Source organism: Candidatus Bathyarchaeota archaeon (genome assembly GCA_026014685.1).
Taxonomy (GTDB): domain Archaea; phylum Thermoproteota; class Bathyarchaeia; order Bathyarchaeales; family Bathycorpusculaceae; genus Bathycorpusculum.
The window spans coordinates 111,355-134,757 of record JAOZHW010000003.1; the positions used below are offsets into that span (position 1 = coordinate 111,355).

A 23,403-nucleotide genomic window follows, 5' to 3' on the forward strand; every position below is an offset into this window, starting at 1 on the left:
TATCTAATTCAACCTAATAATCCTTGAGTGATCTCATGGCTCATATCTCAACTGGCTTAGAATGCATCGACGAGTGCCTCGGAGGCGGCATAAAGCCCGCTACAATTACTTTGATGTATGGTGAACCAGAAACAGGCAAATCAACCTTGATGCTGCAACTATCTGTTAACTGTGCCCTCCAAGACCTCAAAGTCCTCTATGTAGACTGCGACAACACTTTTTCAACCGAGCGCCTCTACCAAATTGCAGGCAGAAACTTTGAAGTCGTGGCAGAGCGGATTGTGCTGGTTAAACCCGCAGATTTTAGGGAGCAAACAGCCCTAATCGACCGCATCGAAGACTACCTCGTCAACGTGGGCTTAATTATAATTGACACTTTCACATCGCTGTACAGCGCAAGAGCGGCGGAAAGCCCTAAAACCTTCAGCTTTAACCGAGAGTTAAACCGTCAACTCGCTGTTTTAGCCCAGACAGTGAAGACCAAAAAAATCCCGTTGGTCATGACCAGCCAAGTCCGTAGCGTCATAAGCGAGCAAACCTCAAGCTTGCGTCCTGTGGCTACGAGGGTTCTTAAATTCTGGGCAGAAAACATACTCTTCCTTAAACCCTCAGACTTTCCCCAAACCATCAAAGCCACCGTCGAGAAAGCCCCGCAACTTTTAGGCGAAGCAGTGTGCTATATACAAATAGGGGAAACTGGAATAAGAGATACACAACTTCCCTAAAGCATGGTTGAAAAGCATGGATGTCGCGCTACTCATCGTTGAAGCCTTAAAATTCATTTTTCCCGCCTACTGCGCCAACGCAACACCTGTCTTAGCGGGCGGCGGAGTAAAGATGGATTTCGGCAGAAACTTTGTAGACGGCAAACGAATCTTTGGCAACAACAAAACTTGGCGCGGCTTCTTTTTCGGTTGGGCGGTGGGTTTCGGCGTCGGTTTAGCGGAAGGCTTGGTTTTTGGCTTTGACAATTATCCTGTGCTGTTTAGTGTATTGATTCCTTTGGGTGCGCTTTTAGGAGATTTAACTGGTGCATTCATCAAGAGACGGCTCGACATTGCCCCTGGCGGATTGTTGCCGATTGTGGATCAGATTGATTTTGTTGTGGGTGCTGTGGTGTTTTCGCTGCCGCTGGCTTTGATTAATTGGTCGGGTTTGAGTTGGCAGGTTATCTTGACGGTTCTGTTGATTACTCCGCCGATTCACTTGCTAACTAACTATGGTGCTTACAAGTTGAAATTAAAGAAGCACCCATGGTAACTAAAACAATTCATCTAAAAAATCAAAAAATTGTGTTCCCACGATAAATGGGGGGTATTTTTAGCCGTAGAGCTTGTAGTTGATTGCGCCTTCGAGGAATATGTAGGACAGCAACAATAAAGTGATGCCGACAACCATCATCATGTATGCTTGTCTGGGTTTGCTGACGTTTTTTGCGCTTTGATAGATGGTAAGTAACCCAAAGAAGCCCATTGCGTATAGTGTTACGGCGATGATTGTGTCTGCGCCGAATTGGCTACTTATATCGGGGTAGAGGAACATGAATCCGCCTGAACTTGTGTAGTATGAAGCAACAGGGTTGTTGATTAAGGTGTATAAGCCGCCTCCGAAGAGGAAAATCGCATACGCAATTACGACCACGGTAACTATGAAAGTTGATGGCGCGTTGGTTGATAACTTGCGGAACCATCGGCTAAGCGAGAACGACATATCCTCAGATGTTTTCTTTAATTTGTTCGACATCTTTTTCCTCTTCCCTAATTAGTTGCTTTGCTACATCTTTAGCCCATTCCCCAGTTAATGAATTTTTCTGAATCAGAACCAAATACTCCTTCCAACCTACGCCCGAAGCCTTAACCCAAATCTGATACTTCTTGCGGATAGCATGGTACGCCTGCAAATGCAGAGCACAGTAACCCCGCTCCTGTGCTTCCCGCTGGCAAACGTTGCACTTCATGGTTTTGAGGCTCCTTTGCTGGGGCACTTTGGGTTGAGGCAGAGCCGCCACGGCTTCCTTGCACGGATATAAACTGACACGACGGGGGCGCCACAGTTTTTACATGGCTTAGCTAAGGGTTTAACTGTGCCTGTTTGGGGGAGGGGATAAGTAGTGTTGCATTTGTCTTGGAAGTAGTTGTTGCAGCCTACAAAGCGTTTGCCTGTTTTTTGGGATTGCAAAATAATTAACTGGCCGCTTTTGCAGTTCGGGCAAAAACCAACTGTACGCTCCTCCAACCGCGCTCTCTGTAACGCCTGACTTAGCTGGGCGCCAACTGCCTTTTCCTTTGACTTCAACTCATCTGTGGCCGCCTTCAAAGTCTCAACAGCGTCAGTCAGTACTGTTTGCTTGTTTTCTTTGCCCTGTTGAATCAAATCCATCCTTTCCTCAAGACTCCGTGTCATCTCAGAAGAAACTACAATAGGACAATACTTCTGCAGAACCTCGATAACTGTGAAGCCTAAATCACTGACTGCAAAGTTGTCTGCTCCCCTGAGATACTTGCGTTCTTGAAGTGTCTCTATGATTGCGGCTCGGGTGGCTTTGGTTCCAATTTCCTCCTTCTCCATCTTGAGGAGCAGACTTCGGGGGTTGTATCGGGGCGGCGGCTGCGTATAAAGCTCTTTTAGACTTACCCGTTTAACATCGACCAGTTGTCCTTCAATCAAAGTCGGCATTTTGTCGTCTTTTACCTGCACGTAGGGTTTGTAATATTTCATCCAGCCCTCACTCAATGTCCTTGCCAGAGAAAACCCAAACGGAACCCCATTAATTGAAACTGTTACGTCAACGTTCTGTTTAAGTGCAGGCTCCGCAAAAACCGCTAAAAACCGTTTAACCACCAAGTCAAAGACTTTTCTTGACGCGTCATCTATGGCTTTCTGGGGTAAATTGCCTGTAGGGTATATTGCTGGGTGGGCGGGGTCAAATTTTTTGCCTTCGTTAGGCTTCAAATCCTTATTAGCTAACAACTCTGCAGTTTGTCGATTGTAAGCTGGATTAGCCCCAAGTTTCTTGAGGATGCTGCAGTAGCCGATTGAGGGCGGCAGTTTTTGGCTGCTTGTTCTTGGATAAGAAATCAATGCGGCTATGTAGAGGCGTTGCAGAATCGCCAAAGTCCGAATTGGTGTTAGGTGGAAAAGTTTGTAGGCTTCACTTTGCAGAGCCCCCAAGTCGAATGGAATAGGTGGACTTAGCAAGGCTTCTGTAACTTTTACGGTTTCTATTGTACCTTGCTTAGCTTTACTTTTCTCTTTTAATTCTGTAGCTTCTTTGAGAGTCTCCAAAGTTTTGAGGTATTCCGCATCTATATCTGTGTCGTTTATGCTGATTTTTGCGGTTAATTTCCAGTAGGGTGTAGGTACAAAACATTGGATTTCTTTTTCGCGTTCCTCCAGAAACCGCAATGTTGGACCCTGCACTCTACCAGTGCTTAGAGTGGCGTATTGACCGCTGACTTGTTTCGCTGCAGTTGTTAGTGCTCTGGAGAGGTTTATGCCGTAGAGCCAATCGATTTCATGCCGCGTTAACCCAGCCTCCACCAACGCAAAATCAAGCTTCGGCAGCAAGTGGTCATATGCCTCTTGGAGTTCTTCTGTAGTTAAGGTGGAGTATTTCATGCGTTTGGCAACTTGCTGTTTTTCTCCACAGGCATACTTGAGAATAGTGTAACCGATTATGCTTCCTTCGATGTCAAAATCGCAGCCATCCACAAAGCCTTCAGCGTCTGCCGCTAACTCAGAAATCACTTTGAGCCACGTGCGGATTTTCGCTGCGCCTTTCTCTGCTTGCCACCGTGGCACCCATTGGTAATCAAAAACAGGGTAATCTCTCTTTTTGTCTTTACTGGTAATCGTGTAGAGGTGTCCAACTGCTGGAACAACCACGATTTCTCCCCTTCGTTGCGCCCTAAAAAATGGAACTCCCATTTTCTGGTTTTTTTCAGGTTTCCCCTGCACGTCAAGGGCTGCGGCTATTCTTTCGGCGGCATCAGGCTTTTCTGTTACGATTAAAGTATATTTTTCCACTTACCTCTAAACCACGCATCAACAATTGAGGTTGAACTGTCAAATAAAACCTTCACAGCTAAACTTTTTGTCACAGCGTCCTGTTTAGCAATCATTAAATATTCCATAACATCCTATGCTATGGGGAACTGGCATGCCGCAACGAGTTATTTGTCATGGATGTCACCACGTACTATACGAAGGCCCCGAGTTGAGGCCTCCAGACGAAATTATTCAGGAAAACGGCGGGAACTGCCCAAAATGCAACCGAAAACTGTCCTTGTTACCGCTTGATGTCGAAGTCACGGCTGTAAACAAACGGCGTTAACTAAAATTCTTTTTCAAGTTTAAAGGGTGCCAAAAAGTTTCCAAAGTTGATTTTTTATCTTTAGTTGATTTGAGTGGTTTGTACCCTTTAGACTTCGGTTTTGACTAAATTAAAACTCAAAAGCAATTATTCACAACCGTTTTTTTACAAACCCTCTGAAGATTAAACCGCGCAGAATGTTTGTATGTCATTAACTTGGTTTTGGAAAGCCATAAATAAATCTCCAATGTGTAAAATAGTACAATCCAACATACACTAAACACGAGATGGCTTAAAGTGGGGGAAACAATCAAAGACCGACTTGGCAATGTCTTTAGCAGGCTTGGAATAAACCTTAGCCACGGCACAATCCTTGTATACGCAACACTCATCTTGATTTTCTTCATCGCGTTCACTATCCGCATGTTGCCTCTCCGCTGGGAAAACCTATCTGCAGGAACCTCGCTGCTAAACGAGTTCGACCCCTACTACCAACTCAGCATCACACGGCACATGTTAGATTACGGTTTGCTTTCTCCGTATTATCCGACCGCTTGGATTGACACAATGAAGTGGTATCCAAACGGGTTAGACATGTCCAGTTCGTTACCTGCTTTACCCGCAACCGCAGCAGTACTATACAGTATTGTTTCAGTCTTTGGGCACTTCGATTTGATGACTTTCTGTGCAATACTGCCCGCATTCATGGCCGCACTTTCCTGCTTTATCATATACCTCTTAGGAAAAGATATGGGCGGGCGCGGAGTTGGCTTATTTGCAGCTTTATTCTTGGCACTGGTGCCTTCTTTTCTGCAGAGAAGCTCACTGGGTTTCTTCGACACAGAAGTTCCAGGTGTTCTTGGTTTAGTTTTATTCATGTTCCTCTTTATGCGTTCACTTGACGGGAACCGTTCACTCAAAGCCTCACTGCTCTATTCAGTGGGCGCTGGTTTAGCTTTAGCCTACTTCATAATGGGCTGGGGTGCAGCGTACTTCGTCATCGGCTTATCTGTCCTATTCGTATTCGTCTTAGTTCTGCTGAAACGGTACAGCCAAAGAATGCTCATCAACTACAGCATAACCTTCGGCTTAGCGTTAATGATCGGTACCAAAGTACCCTATCTGGGCTTAAACTACCTCACTTCAGGCGCAATTCTGCCTGTTGCAGCGGTCTTTGTGGTTTTGATTGTGGCAGAACTGTTGCGCAATAACATATCTGCAAAAAGCAAACTATACCTCATAATTGCCTCCATAGTTGCAATAGTCGGCGCAGTTGCCGCTTTAGGCCTAACAGGCGCACTTAGCAGCCTCGCAGGCAAATTCATCACAGTTCTAGACCCATTCATCAGGGCTGCCTCACCCTTGGTCGATTCAGTAGCTGAGCAAAGAATCTCTGCATGGGGCAATCTCTACGTGGAATTCGGAATCAGCATACTCTTCTTCCTAATAGGTTTGTACTTCACTGTTAAGAAACCTACAAACCGAAACATCTTCCTCCTCCTATTCGCAGTAACCTCACTATACTTCGCTAACTCCATGGTGCGCTTACTGGTGCTTCTGGGTCCTGCATTCGCCATAATCGCGGGAATAGGCATCATGGGTATGGTTAAGCCCTTCGTTAATCAACTGCATGAAGCTTCAAGAGCCATGGTTAAATCTAAACGTAAAATGCTACGTGTCAGCAAAGAATACAGCGGATTTGCCATCATACTCATATTCCTGATTTTGATAACCAACTTTGCGTTTTCACCTCAGACAGGCGGTATGCCACGGTCAGTGTCACAAGCCTTTACACCGACTGCTATCAGCAGTTCAAGCCTTCCATTAGGCGGAGCAGGACTCACCGACAACGTGGACACATGGCTTAACGCCATCCAGTGGCTAAACAATAATGCGAAACGAAGCGACGTCGTCGTGAGTTGGTGGGACTATGGTAACTGGCTAAGTGACCTTGGAAACGTAACAACACTGGCAGACAACACCACAGTTAACGCTACACAGATCGAAAACATCGGGTTCATGTTCATGTCTAACGAGAACCAATGCCTAAACATGATCACCAAAAGCTACGGTCAAGAACGAGTGAAATACATCGCGGTATTCACCACCGTTTACGCTTACCAAGCTGGCACAAACCAATACATCCTATACCCCTATTCGTATGGTGACGAGAGCAAATGGGTTTGGATGGCCAGAATCTCCTCACAAGGCATGGACCGCCTCATCCAGCAAGGCTACATAGACGAAGCAAACGCATGGTACGATTCAACCGATAAACGGGCAGAAAGCTACTTCGGTGCATCCAACCAAACAACTGGCATGTGGGATTGGAACGCTAAAGGCCAAAACAGCGTAATATACGAACTGTTGGGTTACGCTAGAACAACATACGCCACCAGAGTCTCAGCCACCGGAACCTACACCGTGACCCCAGACATAACCGTGGCTGCACCGAAATACTTCAAAGAAGCCTACTTCGCAGGACTCGACATCGCACCCAACCAATACAGCGGCTTAATCCCAATCGTAGCAATCTATCAGATTGACTGGGCAGCATACAACGCAGCCAACCCTTAAATTAACTGAACAGGAAGCGGCAAATTGTTCCCCAAGGTTCCCGACCAACACAAAGTTGGTCGTCCCCTAGTACCTAACGGTTTAGGCGTTTTCTACGTCCTATTCACAACCGTTTATCTTTTCTTAGTGTATTTTTTGCAGCAGAGTTCCCACCCTGAACCAGTTTCCGCAGCTTTCACTTTAGCTGCTTGCGTCTTGTTCGGCGGGTTTATGGGGATGATGGATGACTGGATAGATTTGAAGTGGCGCTACAAGGCTTTTATGCCGCTGATTGCTGCTTTGCCCCTGATTTACTACGCACAGTTCATACATGCAAGAACATCAATTACTTTGCCTTTCATAGGTATCATCGACTTCGGTGTGCTATACTTCTACCTAATAATCCCCTTAATCGTCATGATAGTTACCAACACCGTAAACCAACTTGGCGGATTAAACGGATTAGAAACACTCTGCCCCGCCATAGTCATCGCAGGCCTGATGGTGTTTTCTCCAAACTGGCTCCTCATGGTGGGGCCCCTGCTGTTCTGGCTCGTGCTTGCAGCCCTGAACCTGTCAGGAAAAATCTTTGTCGGTAACACAGGCTCGTTTGCTATAGGCATGACTATCGCGGCTTTCGCTATCCTCTCCGACATGAAAGTCAACCTCATAATCTCCATAATACCTTTCATATTCAACAGCTCAATCATCCTGCTTTCCGTGTTCTTCACCCGCAAGAAAGCCTCAGTTAGTTTTGACGGCAAAAAACTGTGCTCAGACAGCATGAGAAGCTTAGTTACTGTGATAACGTACAAGCGACCTATGAGTGAACGGCGGGTTGTGGCAGTGATTGCTGCTCTTGTCGCTGTCTTCACCCTCATAGGTTTGTTATTACAAGTTCTCTCATAGAGCTATTTTACTGAGTTAAATTTTTGTTTTGAACTCCTCTGTGCAATTAGTCATTCTGTGCTTTCAGTTTTTTGCCCTTTTAGTGGGCGCATACGTTTCCGTATCCGTACCTGCTGGAATCACGCGACGTCTCAAAGCTGACCTCCCCTCCCTTATATAAAGAACAAAAGTCACGGCAAGCGTGATTATGTGGGCAAAAGAGGTTTTTCTTTCTTTTGGGAAAAAGCAAAAAGCACCTGAGAAGGTAGCTTATTGCGTCGATTCGCAAACCTCTTTAACTTGTGTTTTCCTATGCTTTGTGTGGTGTCCTTTTGGGCGTAAACTTCAAAGACCTCATACCAAAAACCCCAATCAAACTCGAAGACCTTTCAGGCAAAATAATAGCCATAGACGCATACAACGCCATCTACCAGTTTCTCAGCATTATACGCCAACCAGACGGCACCCCCCTAAAGGACAGCACAGGCAAAATCACCAGCCACTTAAGCGGTCTCTTCTACCGCACAAGCAACCTCGTCGAAATGGGATTAAAACCCGTCTACGTTTTCGACGGCGAATCTCCAGTGCTCAAGGCAGCAGAGATTGAACGCCGCCGCCAAATCAAAGTAGAAGCCGCTATTCGTTACGAAAAAGCCGTAAAAGAAGGCAAACCCGAAGAAGCCCGCATGTATGCACAGGCTTCAACGACCATGAAGGACTACATGTTAGATGAAAGCCAGAAGCTACTGGGGTTGATGGGGTTACCGTGGGTGCAGGCGCCAAGCGAAGGTGAAGCCCAAGCCGCCCATATGACGCGGAAAGGCATTGCGGATTACTGTGCCAGCCAAGACTACGACAGTCTCCTCTTTGGAGCGCCGAGGTTACTGCGTAATGTTACGATTTCTGGTAGAAGAAGGCGGGGCAAAGTGTTCATCGAAGTTGTGCCCGAAGTGGTTGAACTCTCCAAGGCATTGAGTGAATGCGGGTTAACCTACGAACAGCTAATCGACGTCGGCATCTTAATCGGCACCGACTTTAACCCAGACGGCATCGAAGGCATCGGCCCCAAAACCGCCCTCAAACTCATCCGTCAACACGGCACCATAGAAGCCGCCTTACCCTACATCAAAAACGCCACTTTCCCATGTGAACCCAACCAAATCAGAGAAATCTTTCTCCACCCCAAAGTTACCGACAACTACAAGCTCGAATGGAGAGACCCTGACGAGCAGGGCATCATCGACTTTATGTGTCGCGAGAAAGAGTTCGGCGAGGAACGCATCAAAAAATCCCTTGAACGGATGACTACAGGTAGCAAGAAGCAGAAGGGAAAGGTTTCGCTGGAAAAATGGTTCGGCTAGTTTATTGGCTGAACTGTTTGCAGATGCATCCTAGTACTGTACATTCTCTGTCTTTTCTGTGGCTGCCTCTTGGGTGCCCGCAGTTTGAGCATTTTTTGAGGACTGTTTCGATGGTTGCGTCTCGATTCAGCAGAGCACTCACTTTATCGACCTCAAAATTGGGGGTTACTTGACTGTAACTGACTTCGCCAAGTTTCGGGGCATATCTGGGTTGAGGCCTTTTTCAACAGCAACATAATATGCCAGCAACTGAAGTGGCACTGCATAGGGAATTGGGGAGAGCACGGCGGGGATGCCTTTGGGGACTTCGACGTAGTCGTCTGCGAGGGATTTGATTTCTTGGTCGCCTTCCTCGATGATGGCTAAGATGTGGGCGCCGCGGGCTTTCATCTCCATGATGTTGCCGATTACAGTTCGGTGAGTGTCATCCTTGGGGCATACGAACACGACCGGGAAGCCGTCTTCGATGAGGCTGATGGGGCCATGTTTGCTTTCGCCAGCGGGGAACGCTATTGAGGGGATGTAGGCGATTTCCATGAGTTTGAGTCTGCCCTCAAACGCGGTGGCGGTGCTTATGCCTCTGCCCAAGTAGAAGAAGATTTTTGCGTCTGCGTATTTTTTGGCTAAGCCTTTGATTTTTTCTTCTTGAGTCGTTACGATTGTGTTGACCATTTCTGGGAGGAGTTGGAGTTTTGCTTCTAGGCAGTCGATTTCGTCCTGCGAAATTTTACCCCGCTTCTTAGCCAACTTGAGCGCCAACTGCGCGAGCACGCTGAGTTGGGAGGTGAAGGTTTTGGTTGCTGCGACGCCGATTTCTGGGCCTGCTTGTGTGCCGATGTAGACTCGGCTGATGCGTGTGAGGCTGGAGCCGATGACGTTGGTTAAGCTGAGGATGGTTGCTGCACGTTGCTGGGCACAGCTAACGGCGGCGATGGTGTCCGCGGTTTCGCCTGACTGGCTCACCGCGAGGATGGTGCTGTCGATGTTGACGGATTTGCCATGTTGCTCCAAGAATTCAGAAGCATAAACGGGGTATGTTGGTAGAAACGCCAGTTTGGAGAACATGTATGATGCGGCGAGGCAGGCGTGGTAGCTGGTTCCGCAAGCCACCAAAAACACCTCGTTCGCGCGGTCAAGAAATGTTGAGAGAAGGTCAAGGTAGTGGTCTTGGATACGCAGGGTGTTGCGGAGCACTTCGGGCTGCTCATGGATCTCTTTTATCATGAAATGCGGGTACCCTTGCTTTACCGCCATCTCAGGAGTCCAATCCACAGTAATGGGTTCACGTGTGATTTGGCTGCCGTCGGAGATTTTTTTGATTTCGTATCCGTCTGCCTTTAGGACGACGAGTTCGCCGTTGTTGATCATGACGGCTTTGTTTGTTACTTCCAAAAACGCTGGGATGTCTGAAGCGCAGAAAACGCCGTGCCCGTTGATGCCTAAAACCAGTGGGCTTTCATTTCTGGCGCAGATGATTTTGTCAGGTTCACGTGTGGAGAGGATGGCGAATGCGTAGGAGCCTTCAACACGTTTGAGGCTTTCGTGTACGGCTTGCTCAAAAGATAGTTTGGGGTTTTGTTTGAGGGTTTCCTCGATGAGGTGCGCCATGACTTCGGTGTCGGTTTTGGACACGAAGGTGTGGCCGAGGTTTGTGAGTTCTGATTTTAATTCAAGAAAGTTTTCGATGATGCCGTTGTGTACGACGACGATTTCGCCTGTGCAGTCTGTGTGGGGGTGGCTGTTGACTTTGAGGGGGGCACCGTGGGTTGCCCAGCGGGTGTGACCGACTCCTATGGTCCCCGGTAGATCATCGAGGTTTAGGATTTTGTGGACTTCGTCGATTTTGCCGCTGTCTTTTTTTAGGTGGACGGTGCCGTTGCTTATGGTGGCGATGCCGACTGAGTCATATCCGCGGTATTCGAGTCTTTTTAGGGAAGAATGAATTAGGGGGGCTGCTGTGCCGTCTTTTAGAATGCAACCAAATATTCCACACATACGCTTTACGTGCCTTTTGATTGATGTTTGGGTATGGTGAGGTGAATTTTGGTTATAAGGTTTCTTAATAATGGACTGCGACTGCTAAAAAAAATGTTTTATGGGTTGTCTTGGTTTTTGCTGTGAATATTACTATTTGCTACAGTTGGCAAGGTTGGAAATCTGTAACCATTATAAATAAATTTTTTATAGTAGCGCAGACGTTAAAGCAATGAACAACATGACCAAAAAACTCCTCCTCAAAGACGACGGCAAAACCCAACAAATCAAAGACATCACCATACTAAACGACTCACAAAAACTCAAAAACATCCTCGGCCCCCTCAGCTGGAAAATCCTCACCCTACTCTCAACCAAAGAAATGTACCCCCTCGAAATCGCCAAACACCTCGACATCCACGAACAAAAAGTCTACTATCACATCCGCAAACTCGCCAAAGCAGGAGCCATAACCGTCACAAAAGAAGAAAACAAAAAAGGCGCCACAGCAAAATACTACAAAACCGCCTCATCCGCATTTGGCATAGAATTCCCCGAAGGCTACAGAGCCATACAAAACCTCTGCACACTGGGAGTAAGTGACCAACTGCAAGGATTCTTCAAAGAATTCATAAAAGACGGAACCTTCAACGGCAAAATCGTCGTCGGCAGCCCCCAACCACACGGCCCATTCAAAACCAGCGCACGCGACGGCCACTACGCCGCACATTTGGCGTTGTTTTTGGGGCAGTTCGCCAAGTTGCCTTCTGAATTCGCGGTTAAACTCGACGTTGACGTCAAAGTGGAGAAAGAGGAAAAAAACAACCTAATTTTGGTCGGCGGTCCCGGAACGAACCTCTTAACGCAGGAAATCAATGAGCACCTGCCAATCAAGTTTATTATGCAGTCGTCTCAGCAGGGCTTCTTGCTGGGCGGTCTCTCTTCTTCTAAGACTGGACAAGTTTACACCTCCGACGTGTCGGGGTTAGTTGCCAAAATAGTGAACCCATGGGATAGCACCAAACGTATCGTGATTTTAGCGGGCAACAAAGCTGTAGGAACAAAAGCCTGCGTCATCGCCCTCACGAACCTTTGGCAGAAAACGCTTGAAAAATATAAGGGCGAAGACACGTTTGCTGTGGTTATCGTTGGGTTTGATTTAGATGGCGACGGCAAAGTCGATTCAATCGAGGTACGTGAGTGAGTAATGGCACCCAAAAAAGTAGTTGAAGTCATTCATGCGTTTGGTCACCCAAACATTCGGGCAAGTCACCAGACCACATTCATGATCACCAAGGAGCGTAATGTAACCCAAAGAGGGGACTGCATCGTGGCGGTAGATGCGGACAAGTCAGTGGCTGATTTAAGTAAAGAATTCAAAAGTGCCCTGCGTCAGCCAAACGCTAAATTAACCATAGAATTCGAAGTGGACGGTTTAGTGGGGCAAATAAACGCTTTTGGTTCTCCAGAGTTGACGTTAGATCACCCAAACGATTTGGTGATACGGAAAAGCGAATTCTTCTCAGATAGAACCTTAGCTGTAAAAGCTGACAAGTCATCCAGCGACATCTCAAGAGCAGTTGTGGAGAAACTAAAAAACCCAAAACAGCAAGTCACCTTAACCTTAACGGTAGAAGCCTAACCGATTAGGGCTGTGTCAGCACCATGTAGTAGGTTGTCAAAGCTGCCGCTGCTGTGAAAGCCATCAACCCGCCAAACGATGCAGCGTTATTTGCCATTGTTTGACCCACGGCTATTAGGGCAACAAAAACTGCATAGAGGGTTAAGATAGTGGATTTTAGAACCAAGAGTTTCTTTCGGTTTAGTCTTTGTTCTTCATTTGGCATCTGAACCAACTGGGGTCACCGAGTAGGTTGTATGGCTAAGGCGGTTATAGCCCTACCATTAAGAGCTTAGACTCTAAGACTTAGAGGAGGCAACCAAGCTGACAAACAGAACTTTTACTTGATTTCTGCGTCTAAAACTATCTGTGACTCAAACGGAGCTGTCTCACGGATGGCTTTAGCGTAGAGGAACTTTTGGACTTTTCTGCTGCATCCCTTGAATTGCTCGGTGAAGCGTTGCTTGAGGTTCTCTACAGCGTCAGGTGCCCGCACAAAACCATAAAAATGCACGATTCCGCCTTCGGGTTTGATGGCGTTACAGGCGGCGTCCACAAACTCAATCGCGGTTTCAGGAAGGTTCATTATAACCCTGTCTGCGGCTCCTTTGAGTTTGCCCTTAGCGATTTCTCTGGCATCCGCACAAACCGCGAACACCCGATTATCAACCCTGTTAACTCTAACGTTTAGCTTGAGCAGCTCCACCGCGTCGGGGTTCAAATCAACAGCGTAAACCTTGGCTTCTGGGCACTGTTTGCCAATCAAAACCGAAAACGGCCCCACACCCGCAAACAAATCTGCCACAACCTCCCCTGATTGCACCTGGGACGCCACCCGCATATGCTCATGGCTGAGTCGAGGGGAAAAATACGCCTTAGCCACATCCACATGGTATGCACACCCGAATTCTCTGTGAATGGTGCTGGTTTTTTGTATGCCAGCGATGAAGGTGTAGTCGCGGATGCGGTAGACGCCGCTGATGTCGCCTGCCTTGCCCAAGACGGTTTTGATGTTTTTGTGGGTTTGCAGGATGGTTTCGCCGATTAGGGTTTGGTGTGGTTTGAGTTGGGGTGGGATTTCGATTATGACTATGTCGCCGACTATGTCAAACGCTTGAGGCACCATCGCTAGCAATTCTGGGGGCAGTTTGGTTTGGAGTGCTTGGGTGAGGGTTTCGGACGGCTGCTTTTTCTCTTCAAAATCGCTGCGGGTAACTTCAAGTAGGGACACACCGTTTTGTAGAGCCGTTAACTCGGCGTTGTCTGGTTGTCTAACCAAAGGAACAAAAAGGAACTTATCATCTCGGGTTATGCCCAAAACTTTGTTAATCAACCCAAGCTTAGCTGCTAGGGCAATGGTTTTTTCTCCTTGCTGTTTGGGCACTTTGAGGCAAACCGAGGTTTTAGTCATATGCTTCAGCTTTTCTCTATTCGGTAGAGGTTGTTAACTTTTTGGATACTGAATCGGGTGTTCAGCATTTTTTCCATGAGCCAAATGTTGGACTCAATATGTTCAGAGATACCTCGAACGAGGAAGACGGATTTGCCTTCGGTGAGTGCCATGTAGGGAATCATCATGTCCGCGAGGAACTCGTCAACCGTCGCCTGAGCGGAAAGATCAGCGAGTAGGGTTCGGGCGGCTTCTTTGCCTACATCCTCAGCCATCTTCCCCAATTCACCAATGGCGTCAGCCCCCAAGAGCACACCCGTGTCAGTCTCAGCCCAGAGCACGATGGAACTGCCTTTCTGGATGGGATTTGATTGGTCGTTGATGACTTGGATATTGGCTTTGTAGCCGTTCTGTGCGAGTTGGGTTTGAGCTGCTTTGGCTTGGCGCTCAGCAACCTGTCGGTCAGCTAGAAAAGTGCAGACAGAAACGCCCTGTATGGTTTTGAGGTTGCCGAAGGTTTCAAATGCAAACGGTTTTAACTTGACGTTTGGCTTCACAGTTATAGTTGCCTCACCCATACCTTTGGGGTAATATCCATACTTCTGTAAGTTAATTTCCGCTTCAACACCCATCTTAGCCAGTGTTGGCAAGAGCACTTTTCGTAGGTAATTGATTGTTGGGGCGTGGCGGGTGTCGGTGCCGCCTTTGGCTACATGCAACCGCACCGGGGTTTTGGCGAAGAGGCAGATTGGCAGAGTGGAGAGAAACAGCATGGGGATGCTTCCTGCGGTTTCGATGACTGCTTCTATGTTGCCGCCGCAGATGTCGTGGGGTGTAAACCAGAGTTCTTTAGAGCCCAAGGTGGCGCCTTTGACTTCAGCGTTGCAGAGTTTAGCGGCTGTCAACACTGATTCAAGGTGCTGATGTTTGAGGCCGGGTTGTGGTCGGCTTTGGCGAATGTTGGTAATGTGGAGTGGTTCTTTGGTGATGGCGGCGATGGCTATTGATAGGCGGAGTATGGTGCCGCTGCCGCTTTTTTGGCTGCCGTCAATTTCGATCATACACTTTTCAATATCGTGTGTTAGTTAAAAAAATGAATTGGTTGTGTTGTTTTGTTCTTTGTTGTGTGAGTGTGGGTTTGTTCATTCAGATTTTTTAGGTGTGCCTAAAACTTTATTAGGGTAGTTTAACCCTTTTAGGCATGCCTAAAAATCGGAGATGAGCATACATGGAACAAAAATCAACCCAAGACTACCTCAAAGCCGTCTACAGCCTATCCAAAAACGGCGACCTAGTCAGCAACACCCAAATCAGCCAAAAACTAAACGTCGCACCCGCAAGCGTAACCGAGATGCTAAAAAAACTCTCCGACGAAGGCTACATCAACTACTCCCCATATCATGGTAGCACCCTCACCGAAAAAGGCCTCCAAGAAGCAAAAAAAGTAACCCGCAAACACCGCCTACTGGAAACCTTCCTCTCCGAAGTCCTCCACATAACAAAAGACAAAGTCCACTCCCAAGCCTGCCAAATGGAACACACCCTCTCCGACGAAGCAGAAGAATCCCTCTGCCGCCTCCTCAAACACCCCGACACCTGCAGCGACGACGGAAAAACCATACCCGCATGCGACCTGCCATTTACCACATGCGAGGACTGCATGAAACTCCACGCACAGGGCTTAGAAGAAGTAGGAAAACGAAAAGAGAACCTACTCGCCCTAAGTGAACTCAAAGATGGGCAGCAGGGCAAAATTCAGTTCATCCGTGGCGGCCACAACGTGCTTCAACGTCTCCTTGATATGGGTTTAACGCCTGGCACAAAAATCACATTAATCAAAGCGGCACCCTTCGAGGGTCCCATGGAAGTCTCCGTTCGCGGCTCCAAACTAGCCATTGGCAGAGGTATAGCCTCTAAGGTTTTCGTTGAACCAACACCCAAAGCCAACGCATAGGTGAAATTCTATGTTTTCTAAGCAGAAAAAACAACTAAAACCAGTCGACAAAAACAGCAAGCACCTAACCATAGCTTTAGCTGGCAACGCAAACGTTGGCAAAAGTGTCATATTCAACCAGCTCACAGGCTCCAACCAAATCATCGGCAACTGGCCAGGTAAAACCATCGACCGCGCCGAAGGTACTTTGAGCTTCGAAGGCTACGACATCACAGTCATCGACCTGCCAGGCATCTATTCGTTTTCGACTTTTTCTATGGAAGAGTTAGTTTCGCGGGACTACATCGCACTGGAGAAGCCTGATGTCGTTATCAATGTGTTGGATGCCTCGGTTTTGGAGCGTAATTTGTTCTTTACGCTTCAGTTGCTTGAGATGCAGGCACCGATGGTTCTTTGCTTAAACCAGGTGGACGTTGCCAAGAGCAAAGGCATGATAATAGACAAAGACAAACTCCAAAGTGCATTAGGTGTCCCCGTAGTTTTCTCGACTGCAACACGGGGCGAAGGCATCTATGACGTCGTCCGCGAAGCCGTCAAAGTCGCCACTCACAAGTCTAAACCTCACCCCCTCAAATACCGCAAAGAACTGGAAGAAAAGATTGAACAACTACAAGCATTAATCGACAAAGAGAACCTTGGCTTGCAGTATCCCTCCCGTTGGCTAGCGATTAAGCTACTGGAAGGCGACTCAAAAATAACTGAAACCGTCGCCGCTAAATCGCAAACTATAGCGGTTGCATCGAAAACCATTGCGGCGGAACTGCAGAAAAACTGCCAAGAGCCCTGCTTCTCAATCATCGCCCAAGAACGCTACGCACTGGCAAGTTCGATTGCTGCTTCGGCGCTTCAGCAGAACGAGATTTGGACCACCTTCTCAGATAAGCTTGAGTATGTAACTACGCATAGAGTTTGGGGCTACTTCACCTCAGCAGGCGTTATCGTTGGTTTGCTGTTGTGGACGTTTTTTGTGGGCAACGAGCTTTCAGGTCTCATCTCAGAAGGGTTGAACATGATTCAACCCGTTGACCCCGCGTTGACCTCTGAGTTGCCGATTCTGGCGATCATCCTCAACGGTGTTTGGGGCGGCATCGTTGCGGGCTTAACCCTAATCATCCCATTCGTAATCCCCTTCTACCTGCTATTGGCTGTTGTGGAAGATTCAGGCATCTTAACCCGTGTGGCGTTTATGATGGACAGCGCCATGCACAAGATGGGCTTACATGGCAAAGCCTTGATCCCAATCATTTTGGGGTACGGCTGCAACGTGCCAGCGATTCAAGCTTGCAAAATCATGGAAACCCGCCGCGAACGGTTGCTGGCTGCGTTCGCCATCACCTTTGCACCCTGCTCAGCCCGAACCATCATCCTATTCGGCATGGTGGGCTTATTCGTGGGTATCCACTGGGCGCTGCTGCTCTATGTGGTTGACTTAGTGGTCATCTTTGCGTTAGGGCGCGTTGCCATGAAGGCGGTTCCAGGCAAATCCACAGGTTTAATCATGGAGATGAGTAGCTTCAAGCGACCCTCCGCCAAAGTTGTCCTAAAGCAGACCTGGACACGCACAAAATCCATAATCTATGTAGTATTCCCCATCTACATCGTGTTTAGCGCCCTCATCCAAGCACTCTACGCCCTCAACGTGCTCACACCCATCAGCGACGCATTAGCACCGTTGACAGTATGGTGGCTGGGGTTGCCTGCTTTTGCGGGGGTGCTGTTGATCTTGGGTACGGTTCGAAAAGAATTCGTGCTCGTCGGCGCAGTGTCAATACTTGGCACTTCGAATTTGCTGGTGGGTTTCACGCCTGTGCAGTTGGTGGTTATGGCGTTGGTTGCGATGCTCTACATTCCCTGTGTTGCCACGGTGGCTATCTTGGGCAAGGAGTTCGGCGGGAAAGCAACGGCGGTTATAACTGCGGCGAACATTGGGGCGGCGTTGTTGATCGGTGGCTTAGCGTTTAGGCTACTTGCCCTGTTTTTCTAACCTTTTTTTAATTTTTTTCACATTACCATCCAAGAAATGCGAAATATTTATCGAGTTTTTTCCACTTTTTTTAAACATTCATCCATTGGACAGCCATGGCGATGAACAAACCAGAGGTTTCTGGGAAAGACATTAAAGGGATTACGTCATCTATCTTAAGTCTAATGAAGTCACCAATAGCCATCTTGCTTGCTAACATGGGGTTTGTTCTACAAATCTCAGGCATATTCATCCTAATTCCAATAGTCGCCGGCTTCATTCTACACGAAACCGAAGCAACCTTAGCCCTATTTATAACCGCAACAGCTTTCCTCGTTCTGGGTTTCTTTGCTAACTCTCTGTGCGAAAAGAAAGAAATGAACTTCAAACAATCCTGTACTCTGCTAGTTCTGGTTTTCGTAATAATAAGCATCATAGGCTCCATCCCCTACTTCTACATAGGAGTCCCAGACGGCGCACTATTCGACCGCATAACAAACTGCATTTTTGAGTCAGTTGCAGGCTTCACCACCTCAGGCTTCACCGTTATACCCGACATCACACTTTTACCCCAGTCAATAATTTTGTACCGGTCGCTGACTCAATTCATCGGTGGCTTAGGCATAGTCATCGTTTTACTAGCCTTTTTCTATCCTGAAGCCAAACTGCGTGAATTCGCAAAAACAATGGGGCTTTCCAAAAACAACCACAAAATCAGAAAAACCTTCCTCTTTCTCATCTCAATTTACAGCTTATTTACAGCGTTCATGGTTGCAGTAGGATACCTTTTTGGTTATCATGATTTAATCAACTTGTCCTCGCTGATTTTTTCTGCCGTGAGCACGGGTGGTTTTTCTCCAGTGCCCGACTTAGCCACCTTGATAACGCAGTCACCTTTCAATTTCATAATTCCAATCTGCATGATTTTTGGAGCTTCCAACCTACTCGTATTAGCCAAACTCTACAACAAAAAATTCAAAGACTTCCTCAACTCTGAAACCACTTTCTTTTTGATAATTATCGCCATCTCGACTGTGCTATTGGTATCCTTCTTTGGGTTGCCCCTCTACGAATCGGGCTTTCATGTCATAAGCGCGCTGTCATCCAGCGGATTCAGCTACATATCCATCAGCGGCTTAGATGATTCTTTGAAGTTTTTCTTGGTTGCCTTGATGTTTATCGGTGGAGCAAGTTTCTCTACCGCTGGCGGCATCAAAGTCTACAGGTTTCTGCTGCTCATCAAAAGCGTCCCCAAAGCGTTAACTTTCACTGTAGTTGGAAAAGACAGCAAGATACGCCTCTTCCGCAAAGACTATACAAACCCCGAGGTCATTCAAGCAGCAAGCACGGTGTTTTTGACAGCAGGCGCCATCTTTATTGCATCTTTCATTGTTAGTTACTATGGTTATGATCCGATAAATGCAATTTTCGATTGCACCTCGGCTTTAGCCACAACTGGTTTAAGCACTGGCGTAGTCGGTCCAGATTTGGTTTTAGAACTAAAATGGCTGTTTATGTTCCTGATGCTTTTGGGCCGCGTGGAAATAATGGTCTTTTTAGTCATGTTTACAAACGGTAAAAAGCAGCCAAAAACAAACCGCACCGAAACAGCCAATGCACCGGCAGCCACAGAGGAATCCTGCTATAAACCCAATAAAGTAATCGACTTCATAGAGAACGCATGGGAATTCGTGGTTTCCAAGCTTAGAGCATTCCGTGACTTTTTCAAACAACATGTTCTGAGCCTGTTCAAATTAACTAAAAAAGAGACAACCTAACTTTATATTTCAATGTAGAGTATCTTCTGTTATGTCTGTTGAGGCACCTCATTGTCCTTGTCCAAAACGTGATTGCCCCCGTCACAGTAAATGCACCGAATGCGTAAGACACCACAAAGAAAAGAACCAAGACCCCTACTGCGCAAGGTAAACGCCACATGGGAAAGGTTCTGGATTTGGAGGCACAGCACAAGAGACTGAAGATACAGCAGCACTTTTGGAGCATAGTTGGTTCAGTTGAGCACATAAATGTGCCCAAACTTGAGGACGCCATAAGAAAAGAATTCCATACCTCTGATGGGCGGTTGGTTGATTTGCAGGTTAGGTTGATGCAGACCGAGGGGCGGATAAAAGTGCAGAGTGCCTCGAAGGTTTGGATTAAACAGCCACCCCTTGAGTGTTAGTTTGCAAAAATTTTATTACAAGCCGTCCATTATTGTTTAGTAGAGGCTTTTGGTTAATTGTTTAATCAAAGCAAGCCGTCCATTCTCATAATCGACGACGACGTTGGCATCCTGAAGACTTTTAGCCGCATATTTCAGCGCAAAGGCTACACCGTCGCTGTGGCGGCAAAGGGCACCGAAGCCATAGAAAAAATCGCATGCAACCACTTCGATGTGGCGCTGATTGATTTTTGTTTGCCCGACATGGAAGGCACCCAGCTTTTTTCCGTCATAAACAATGCATCTCCAGACACGGTTAAGATTATGTTAACTGGGAAAGCTTCAGTAGGCAGCATCGAGGGAGCAGATGCTCTTTTAGGGAAACCGATTCAACCCGACCAGCTTCTAAGCATAATAGATAACAAACTCAAAAACCGCAACATCGAAACACTCTAACAGATGTCGGTTCAGGTTTTATGGGTACAATGCTTGCAAACCCCATAGACATCCACCCGCTGGGCAGTAGGAGTAAACTCCGCTTTCGCCGCAGCCCTCTTCACCAACTCCCGTGCAGTGGGGTCATCTAAATCAAAGATTTTTCCACAATTAGTGCAGACCAAATTTATGTGGGGTTCCAGGTTGGGGTCGTAGCGTGTTTGTCCTTGAGGAAAGTTGAGTTCCTGTATTAAGCCGCCTTCTTTTAGGATGCCCAGTGTGCTGTAGACGGTTGCGAGGCTGACGGTTGGGTTTGTTTTTTTGATTTCGGTGTAGATTTTTTGTGGGCTTGGGTGTTCGCGGCTGGCGAGGGCGGTTTTGCAGATGGCTATGCGTTGGGGGGTGGCTTTGTAGCCTTTGCTGCGGAGAGCTTGAATGATGGTGGTTTCTGTTTTCGGTGGTTGCATACTTAATATTAGGTAATAATAATTCTTAAATACATTTTTCAAGATTGTTAAAGTAGACAGGAGTTTTTTTTATGAACGAAAAAAACCGACTTCTAAGCCTCAAAGGCACCTCAAACCGCGATTGGTGGCCAAACCAACTTAACCTAAACAAATTACATCAACATTCTCCCTTATCAAATCCAATGGGAAAAGAATTCAACTACAAAGAAGAATTCAAAAAACTCGACTTCAAAGCCCTAAAACAAGACCTCTACGCAATGATGACTGACTCCAAAGAGTGGTGGCCAGCCGACTTTGGCCACTACGGCGGTCTCATCATCCGCATGGCATGGCACAGCGCAGGCACCTACCGCAAAGGCGACGGCCGAGGAGGCGCATCCACAGGAGCCCAACGATTCCCCCCACTCAACAGTTGGCCAGACAACGTTAACCTCGACAAAGCACGCCGTTTACTTTGGCCAATCAAACAGAAATACGGCAAAAAAATCTCCTGGGCAGACCTCATGATACTCGCAGGCAACTGCGCACTCGAATCAATGGGCTTTAAAACCTTCGGTTTCGGCGGCGGACGCGAAGACATTTGGGAACCTGAAGAAATCTACTGGGGCTCCGAAACCACATGGCTCGGCGGAGACAAACGCTACTCAGGTGAGAGAGAACTTGAAAACCCGCTTGCCGCTGTACAGATGGGCTTAATCTACGTCAATCCCGAAGGTCCAAACGGCAACCCAGACCCAGTTGCAGCAGCCAAAGATATCCGCGAAGTCTTCGCTCGCATGGCGATGAACGACGAAGAAACTGTAGCGCTCATAGCTGGTGGTCACGCTTTCGGAAAAACCCACGGCGCAGGTCCTGCTTCATACGTGGGACCTGACCCTGAATCTGCACCCATCGAAGAGCAGGGCCTCGGCTGGAAATGCAAATTCGGCACAGGCAAAGGTAACGACACAATAACCAGCGGCCTAGAAGTAACTTGGACCCAGACGCCAACTAAGTGGAGCAACAACTTCTTCCGAAACCTCTTCACCTACGAATGGGAACTAACCAAAAGCCCCGCAGGCGCCTATCAATGGAAACCCAAGGGCGGAGCAGGCGAAGGCACCGTACCAGACGCGCACGACCCCTCAAAGCGGCACGCGCCATCCATGTTAACCACCGACCTCGCATTGCGCTTCGACCCCATTTACGAAAAGATTTCAAGGCGCTTCTACGAAAACCCCGATCAGTTTGCAGACGCATTCGCTAGAGCATGGTTCAAGCTAACCCACCGCGACATGGGTCCAAAATCTCGTTATCTTGGTCCAGAAGTTCCAGCAGAAGACCTAATTTGGCAAGACCCCATCCCCTCAAGGGATTACGAGTTGATTGACCAGCAGGACATCGCAGACCTCAAAGCTAAGATTCTTGCGTCTGGTTTGTCAATCCCAGACCTTGTTTCAACCGCTTGGGCATCGGCATCCACGTTCCGCGGCTCCGACAAACGCGGCGGCGCCAACGGGGCACGTATCAGGCTGGCTCCGCAGAAGGATTGGGAAGTCAACCAGCCAGCTCAACTCCAGACGGTGTTGCAGGTTCTTGAAGGAATCCAGCGGGAGTTTAACAGTGCGCAGACGGGCGGCAAGAAGGTTTCGCTCGCCGACTTAATTGTTTTAGGCGGATGCGTAGGCGTTGAGCAGGCTGCAAAGAAAGCAGGGCACGACATAGCTGTTCCTTTCACTCCGGGGCGAACGGATGCGTTGCAGGAGCAAACCGATGTGGAGTCCTTCTCGGTTCTTGAACCAGTCGCGGACGGATTCCGCAACTACCAAAAAACCAAATTCGCAGTATCTGCTGAGGAGTTGCTGGTTGACAGAGCACAACTGTTGACGCTAACCGCACCTGAAATGACAGTTCTCATTGGAGGGTTACGTGTCTTGAACGCCAACTTTGGGCGATCCCAGCACGGTGTATTCACCAAGCAGCCAGAAACGCTCACCAACGACTTCTTCGTAAACCTACTTGACATGAACACTGAATGGAAGGCAACTTCGGAAGACCAAGACCTGTTCGAAGGACGCGACCGCGCAACTGGAGAACTGAAATGGACAGGCACCCGTGTCGACCTCATCTTCGGCTCAAACGCCCAGCTTCGGGCCTTAGCGGAAGTCTACGCCGCTTCGGACGCTCGGGAAAAGTTTCTGCAGGACTTCGTGGCTGCGTGGAGTAAGGTTATGAACCTTGACCGCTTTGACCTGGCTTGAATTTAACCCCGAAGGTGCATAAGGTAAACCTTTTTCCCTCTTTTTTGTGTTCTTTTTATAACAACCAGCAAAGAGTCGGAG

The 23,403-nt window shown here is 47.7% G+C and carries 23 protein-coding genes; 14 read left to right on the forward strand and 9 right to left on the reverse strand.

Annotation, left to right across the window (positions count from 1 at the left end; genetic code table 11):
• The first annotated feature begins 35 nt into the window (after positions 1 to 35).
• Both NWE96_01820 and NWE96_01825 read left to right on the forward strand, forming a co-directional pair.
• Positions 36 to 725 (forward strand): AAA family ATPase, encoded by a 690-nt coding sequence (locus NWE96_01820; protein ID MCW3982715.1) that lies wholly within the window; start codon positions 36 to 38, stop codon positions 723 to 725.
• 16 nt (positions 726 to 741) lie between these two features.
• A complete protein-coding gene (locus NWE96_01825; protein ID MCW3982716.1) occupies positions 742 to 1,260 on the forward strand; it encodes a CDP-2,3-bis-(O-geranylgeranyl)-sn-glycerol synthase in 519 nt (172 codons plus the stop codon).
• Positions 1,261 to 1,320: 60 nt separating this feature from the next.
• On the opposite strand, the gene NWE96_01830 is transcribed toward NWE96_01825, so the two are convergent.
• From NWE96_01830 to topA, 3 genes are read right to left on the reverse strand one after another with little or no spacing between them, the layout of a single operon-like run.
• Positions 1,321 to 1,743: an OST3/OST6 family protein gene (locus NWE96_01830; GenBank protein MCW3982717.1), complete on the reverse strand. Its 423-nt coding sequence runs from the start codon at positions 1,741 to 1,743 to the stop codon at positions 1,321 to 1,323.
• Positions 1,715 to 1,957 (reverse strand): hypothetical protein, encoded by a 243-nt coding sequence (locus NWE96_01835; protein MCW3982718.1) that lies wholly within the window; start codon positions 1,955 to 1,957, stop codon positions 1,715 to 1,717. Before NWE96_01835 ends, NWE96_01830 begins: the two co-directional genes overlap by 29 nt.
• Complete coding sequence (gene topA, locus NWE96_01840; GenBank protein ID MCW3982719.1) at positions 1,954 to 4,026, reverse strand: DNA topoisomerase I; 2,073 nt, start codon at positions 4,024 to 4,026, stop codon at positions 1,954 to 1,956. The genes NWE96_01835 and topA overlap by 4 nt, the downstream gene beginning before the upstream one ends.
• A gap of 133 nt (positions 4,027 to 4,159) precedes the next feature.
• Here topA and NWE96_01845 point away from each other — a divergent pair, with 133 nt between their 5' ends.
• The 4 genes from NWE96_01845 to fen all read left to right on the forward strand — a co-directional run bounded on the left by NWE96_01845 (position 4,160) and on the right by fen (position 9,117).
• Positions 4,160 to 4,333, forward strand: a complete 174-nt coding sequence (locus tag NWE96_01845) for a hypothetical protein (protein ID MCW3982720.1) — start codon at positions 4,160 to 4,162, stop codon at positions 4,331 to 4,333.
• A gap of 276 nt (positions 4,334 to 4,609) precedes the next feature.
• The gene (locus tag NWE96_01850; GenBank protein MCW3982721.1) at positions 4,610 to 6,889 is read left to right on the forward strand and encodes a hypothetical protein; all 2,280 of its coding nucleotides are present in this window, start codon (positions 4,610 to 4,612) and stop codon (positions 6,887 to 6,889) included.
• A 24-nt stretch (positions 6,890 to 6,913) separates the two neighbouring features.
• Positions 6,914 to 7,777, forward strand: coding sequence for a hypothetical protein (locus tag NWE96_01855; protein ID MCW3982722.1), 864 nt, complete (start codon positions 6,914 to 6,916; stop codon positions 7,775 to 7,777).
• 311 nt (positions 7,778 to 8,088) lie between these two features.
• Entirely contained in the window at positions 8,089 to 9,117 is a 1,029-nt protein-coding gene (gene fen / locus NWE96_01860; GenBank protein ID MCW3982723.1) for a flap endonuclease-1, read from the forward strand.
• Position 9,118: 1 nt separating this feature from the next.
• On the opposite strand, the gene NWE96_01865 is transcribed toward fen, so the two are convergent.
• Complete coding sequence (locus NWE96_01865; protein ID MCW3982724.1) at positions 9,119 to 9,259, reverse strand: hypothetical protein; 141 nt, start codon at positions 9,257 to 9,259, stop codon at positions 9,119 to 9,121.
• A 23-nt stretch (positions 9,260 to 9,282) separates the two neighbouring features.
• The gene (gene glmS / locus NWE96_01870; protein ID MCW3982725.1) at positions 9,283 to 11,112 is read right to left on the reverse strand and encodes a glutamine--fructose-6-phosphate transaminase (isomerizing); all 1,830 of its coding nucleotides are present in this window, start codon (positions 11,110 to 11,112) and stop codon (positions 9,283 to 9,285) included.
• A 220-nt stretch (positions 11,113 to 11,332) separates the two neighbouring features.
• Between glmS and NWE96_01875 the strand changes: the two genes are divergently transcribed.
• Positions 11,333 to 12,295 carry a helix-turn-helix domain-containing protein gene (locus tag NWE96_01875; GenBank protein MCW3982726.1) on the forward strand — a complete coding sequence of 321 codons (963 nt, stop codon included), beginning with the start codon at positions 11,333 to 11,335 and terminating at the stop codon, positions 12,293 to 12,295.
• 3 nt (positions 12,296 to 12,298) lie between these two features.
• Positions 12,299 to 12,733: a DUF371 domain-containing protein gene (locus tag NWE96_01880; GenBank protein MCW3982727.1), complete on the forward strand. Its 435-nt coding sequence runs from the start codon at positions 12,299 to 12,301 to the stop codon at positions 12,731 to 12,733.
• Between the two features lie 4 nt (positions 12,734 to 12,737).
• Here the strand turns inward: NWE96_01880 and NWE96_01885 are convergent, their stop codons facing one another.
• The 3 genes from NWE96_01885 to rtcA form a co-directional block, all read right to left on the reverse strand.
• Positions 12,738 to 12,938 (reverse strand): hypothetical protein, encoded by a 201-nt coding sequence (locus NWE96_01885; protein ID MCW3982728.1) that lies wholly within the window; start codon positions 12,936 to 12,938, stop codon positions 12,738 to 12,740.
• A 114-nt stretch (positions 12,939 to 13,052) separates the two neighbouring features.
• Positions 13,053 to 14,123, reverse strand: a complete 1,071-nt coding sequence (locus tag NWE96_01890; GenBank protein ID MCW3982729.1) for a class I SAM-dependent methyltransferase family protein — start codon at positions 14,121 to 14,123, stop codon at positions 13,053 to 13,055.
• 5 nt (positions 14,124 to 14,128) lie between these two features.
• Complete coding sequence (rtcA, locus tag NWE96_01895) at positions 14,129 to 15,163, reverse strand: RNA 3'-terminal phosphate cyclase (protein MCW3982730.1); 1,035 nt, start codon at positions 15,161 to 15,163, stop codon at positions 14,129 to 14,131.
• Between the two features lie 167 nt (positions 15,164 to 15,330).
• On the opposite strand from rtcA, the gene NWE96_01900 reads away from it, so the two are divergent.
• The 5 genes from NWE96_01900 to NWE96_01920 all read left to right on the forward strand — a co-directional run bounded on the left by NWE96_01900 (position 15,331) and on the right by NWE96_01920 (position 20,636).
• On the forward strand, positions 15,331 to 16,056 hold the full coding sequence (locus tag NWE96_01900; protein ID MCW3982731.1) for a metal-dependent transcriptional regulator: 726 nt from the start codon (positions 15,331 to 15,333) through the stop codon (positions 16,054 to 16,056).
• 10 nt (positions 16,057 to 16,066) lie between these two features.
• Complete coding sequence (feoB, locus tag NWE96_01905; protein ID MCW3982732.1) at positions 16,067 to 18,040, forward strand: ferrous iron transport protein B; 1,974 nt, start codon at positions 16,067 to 16,069, stop codon at positions 18,038 to 18,040.
• Positions 18,041 to 18,141: 101 nt separating this feature from the next.
• Complete coding sequence (locus NWE96_01910; protein MCW3982733.1) at positions 18,142 to 19,797, forward strand: hypothetical protein; 1,656 nt, start codon at positions 18,142 to 18,144, stop codon at positions 19,795 to 19,797.
• A 158-nt stretch (positions 19,798 to 19,955) separates the two neighbouring features.
• Positions 19,956 to 20,201 (forward strand): hypothetical protein, encoded by a 246-nt coding sequence (locus tag NWE96_01915; protein ID MCW3982734.1) that lies wholly within the window; start codon positions 19,956 to 19,958, stop codon positions 20,199 to 20,201.
• A gap of 57 nt (positions 20,202 to 20,258) precedes the next feature.
• A complete protein-coding gene (locus tag NWE96_01920; GenBank protein MCW3982735.1) occupies positions 20,259 to 20,636 on the forward strand; it encodes a response regulator in 378 nt (125 codons plus the stop codon).
• Positions 20,637 to 20,647: 11 nt separating this feature from the next.
• On the opposite strand, the gene NWE96_01925 is transcribed toward NWE96_01920, so the two are convergent.
• Positions 20,648 to 21,082 carry a transcriptional repressor gene (locus NWE96_01925; GenBank protein ID MCW3982736.1) on the reverse strand — a complete coding sequence of 145 codons (435 nt, stop codon included), beginning with the start codon at positions 21,080 to 21,082 and terminating at the stop codon, positions 20,648 to 20,650.
• A 71-nt stretch (positions 21,083 to 21,153) separates the two neighbouring features.
• Here NWE96_01925 and katG point away from each other — a divergent pair, with 71 nt between their 5' ends.
• Positions 21,154 to 23,322 carry a catalase/peroxidase HPI gene (gene katG / locus NWE96_01930; protein ID MCW3982737.1) on the forward strand — a complete coding sequence of 723 codons (2,169 nt, stop codon included), beginning with the start codon at positions 21,154 to 21,156 and terminating at the stop codon, positions 23,320 to 23,322.
• Positions 23,323 to 23,403 lie beyond the last annotated feature (81 nt).